At 33.9% G+C, this 3,734-nt stretch carries 3 protein-coding genes and 1 pseudogene; 1 reads left to right on the top strand and 3 read right to left on the bottom strand.

Annotated elements, in window-relative coordinates; genetic code table 11:
• A partial coding sequence (locus UC75_RS22435) for a lytic murein transglycosylase (protein WP_228137498.1) occupies positions 1 to 823 on the top strand: 823 nt, incomplete at its 5' end.
• 62 nt (positions 824 to 885) lie between these two features.
• Here the strand turns inward: UC75_RS22435 and UC75_RS18230 are convergent.
• The 3 genes and pseudogenes from UC75_RS18230 to UC75_RS18240 form a co-directional block, all read right to left on the bottom strand.
• Positions 886 to 1,260: a hypothetical protein gene (locus UC75_RS18230; protein ID WP_003656007.1), complete on the bottom strand. Its 375-nt coding sequence runs from the start codon at positions 1,258 to 1,260 to the stop codon at positions 886 to 888.
• 101 nt (positions 1,261 to 1,361) lie between these two features.
• Positions 1,362 to 2,371, bottom strand: a pseudogene (locus UC75_RS18235) (M57 family metalloprotease).
• Between the two features lie 81 nt (positions 2,372 to 2,452).
• A complete protein-coding gene (locus UC75_RS18240; RefSeq protein ID WP_049838396.1) occupies positions 2,453 to 3,370 on the bottom strand; it encodes a matrixin family metalloprotease in 918 nt (305 codons plus the stop codon).
• Positions 3,371 to 3,734 lie beyond the last annotated feature (364 nt).

Below are 3,734 nucleotides of genomic sequence, written 5' to 3' on the forward strand. Positions count from 1 at the left end.
ATTACAAGCACTCGGAACTTTAAGTTGTGAAGGTCGTCGACAAAGTTATTTCCGTACTGAATTTTTTGCCACCATGCGTATTTTACAGCGCGGTGATTTAACCGAAGATCAACTGAAAGGTTCTTGGGCTGGGGCATTTGGACATACGCAATTTATGCCATCGACCTATGAGCGTTTAGCTGTTGATTTTGATGGAGATGGTCGTCGCGATTTAGTGTCGAGTACTGCAGATGCATTGGCATCAACGGCTAATTTCTTAAATAAAGCTGGTTGGCAAACAGGAATGCCATGGGGTTTTGAAGTAAAAGTTCCTCAAGGCATGTCAATTGATGGAGAAGGGCGACGCTCAAAGAAAGCCTTAAGTAGCTGGAGTGCACGAGGGGTAACTCGAATTGACGGCTCTCCACTTGTCCAAGGAGCTTTATCTGGCAGTACTTCGGCAGGTTTAATGGCACCAGCAGGCGTAAATGGTCCAGTATTTTTAGTATTTAAGAATTTTGATGCTATCTACAGTTATAACGCAGCGGAAAGTTATGGTCTTGCTATTGCCCATCTATCTGATCGTTTAAAAGGCGCTCGTCCTTTTGCAACATCTTGGCCAACTGATGATCCAGGAACTTCACGCGCGGAACGACGTGAAATCCAACAGTTTTTGCTTAATCGCGGCTACGATATTGGTGCAGTTGATGGTCTTATTGGGGATAAAACCCGTGTAGCTATTCGTCAGGAGCAAACTCGTTTAGGCTTAAATCCAACAGGACGGGCAGGGCAACAAATCTTACGCGCATTTCGCCAAGAACAAGCCCAAAAAATGATGCAATAAACTGAAAATAATAAAAAGGTCTGCATATGCAGACCTTTTTTATAAGTACTTGTATTAGATTGCTAATCTAATTTTACCGCTTCCAAAATATCAAAAATAACTGAAGTGACATCTTGGCTTAAATCTCGATCATTAAAGATTTCATACGCAGTGATCGTAACATCTGTATCACTTGGTAATTGCTTCTGTTCTTCTTCAATTAAATGTTCAATCGGTAACAGAGTCTGTTTCACTTCAAGATGTAGAATATCTTTATATTCGATATTTTCATCTTCAAGCTCGATTTCATGCTCATTGAAAAAGGGAATTAGAATAGAATGGAGGTATGGTTTAATTTCAATAATATCAAACAGTTCAATATCACGTGTTTGTTCAATTGTGCTGATATGATCATTTACTTCAATCAGGATATGATAGTAACTCATCTTGATCTCCATTCTATTTTAGTTAGCTCTTATGACCACAATAACATGACTTTGATATGAATTTCGATGTATCTACCTAGAAATAGATACATCATTTTATATCAAGTCCTTAATTATTGAGGTAAAGCACTTAATAGATCACGATCAGCATCTGTAAGACCAGTGACTTTTCTGTCACCATCTTTACGTACTGAGTACATCAATGCATTTGGTTGATCGCTGTGTTTTAAACCCAGCGCATGACCTAACTCATGAGCAATCGTTAAACGTAAATCATCAATAGACTTAAACTCATAAATTACAATTTGCTTGCCATTATAGATACCTTTTTTAAAGACATCAGCTTGGGCATTTTGCTTAAATTGGGTCAATGAATTGTTGAACTCATTGTTAATCTGATTAAAGTGAGTAACTTTGACATTTAAATCTTTAGCTTGCTCATTATATGCAGCAATTTCTTTCTTTAAAGCAACAGTCTGTTTTTGCAAATCTTTCTGAGTTTTAGCCAAAGATTTAGCACTGTATTCAGGTGCTAATTTGCCTTGGTTAAGCTGCATCATTTGCTCGTCAAGATTTTTCAATTTGCCATTCAAAATCTGCTTCTTATTTTCAAGATCAGATTGAGTTTGGCCAAGAGTTTGTTTCAATTGCTTAATTTGTTGCTGTTCATCAATTACACGTTGCTGTTCTTGCTGAAACTGAGCAGCAATTTTTTGACGCTGTTCAGAACGACTCTGGCTATTATCGTAAACTAAACGAATTTCTAACTTTGCATTTGGATCATAAGTAAAATAATCCTGCCCAGTACCTTGCTTCCAAATATCCGCAGCTTGTTGGCTAATTTGAATTAATTGGTCTTGGCTTAAACCAAAACGTGGATCAATATCAGCAATTTTATAAGTCAAATGTTGACCTGTTTTTTGCTGAATTTGAGTATGAGCTGGAGTAGCAAGATTAGCATTAGCCTGAAAATTAGAAAAAGCAAAGGCTACGCCTAATAACAAAGATGTTAAACGCATAATCGAAAGGGGAGATTTAAAAAAAAACGTATTATAAGAATATAAAATGAAAAATCAATCAAAAAACGTACAATTTGGATAAATAAATGAGACTTTAGTCTCATTATTTTTTAACAAATGCCAAATTATTTTTTAGAAAAAATTCATTTAGTTTGGTTTTGTTTAGTTTTTTTAATTATTTAACTTTAATGATTTTCCTTAATTGAACTATAAATTGAGCCTAATAAATCTAAATCTGAATCTGTTAATTTGAAATTATGGATATCTTGCTCTTTTAACCGTGGATACATTAATGATTTAGGATCAGTAGTATGTTTTAGTCCTAATGCATGGCCAAACTCATGGGCAAGGGTTAAACGTAAATCATTTAAAGAAGCGTAACCGTAAATTTGAATTTGGTTTTGGCTGAATAAGCCTTTATGGAAGGGTTGAATACTGGCTTTTTGCTCTAGTTTGAATTGTGTTTTTAAAGAGCTTAAATCATTTTGCTCTTGATTGAGCTCCCTAATTTTTAAATTAAGCAATTGAATTTTATAATTTAAATTATTTGATTCGTTTTGTAGATTTCCAGATTTTTGCTGTAGTTGGTTTTGCTGCTCTTTTAGCTTATCGGCACGATAGTATTGATGTTCTCCTTGGTTAAAGCGTATTACGTCTTGTTGATATTGCTCAAACTCAGCTTTCAGGCTGATCTTTCTTTTATTTAAATCAGACGATAGCTGATCAATCTCTTGTTTATTTAAAATAATTTCTTCATTTTTAAGACGCCATACTTCCTGCTTTTGCAAAAGTGCATTCAAATTTTCCTGTTGCTCGCTTTTCATCAATTGATGATCATCATAAATTAAGTTAATTGCCAACTGAGCTTCTGAATCATATATAAAATAGGTTTTTCCTGTCTCTTTGTGCCAGATTTCAGCAGCTTGTTGGCTAACCTCAACTAATTTTTCTCGAGTTAATTGAAACCGTGGATCAATAAAAGCAATTCGATACCTTAAAGGTTGATTAGAGGAACCCATTGCTAGATTATTTTGAGCGAAGCTTGTTGTTTGAAAGCCTATGCATAAACATAAGCTTAATCCCCACCATAGAATTTTTTTCATGGCAAAATAAAAAATATAAATAAAATCTTATTGTTAGCTACTTAATTTAATTCGTCAAAATGATAAAAAGTACAGGAGAGTGGGCGAGCTTTGTGATCTTAGTAGAAAAATTTAAAAAGATGTTTTTAGACTTGGCAATAATGGAATAATTAATGTAATAAGTAACAATGTATTTTAGTTTAGAAAATCTTTTTTATAATGAATACATTAGTTTTTATAGTTGACCTTTCTGACATTAAATAATTTAAAAATATATGAAAAAACGTATTGTTATTTTTTGTAACTAATAAAAAACCGCGCCTAAGCGCGTTTTTTTATTAAAGAAACAAATTATTTTTTGTCATCTTTAACTTCAGTGAACTCA

Origin of the sequence: Acinetobacter sp. V2 (assembly GCF_001188385.1) — a bacterium.
Taxonomy (GTDB): Bacteria; Pseudomonadota; Gammaproteobacteria; order Pseudomonadales; family Moraxellaceae; genus Acinetobacter; species Acinetobacter oleivorans.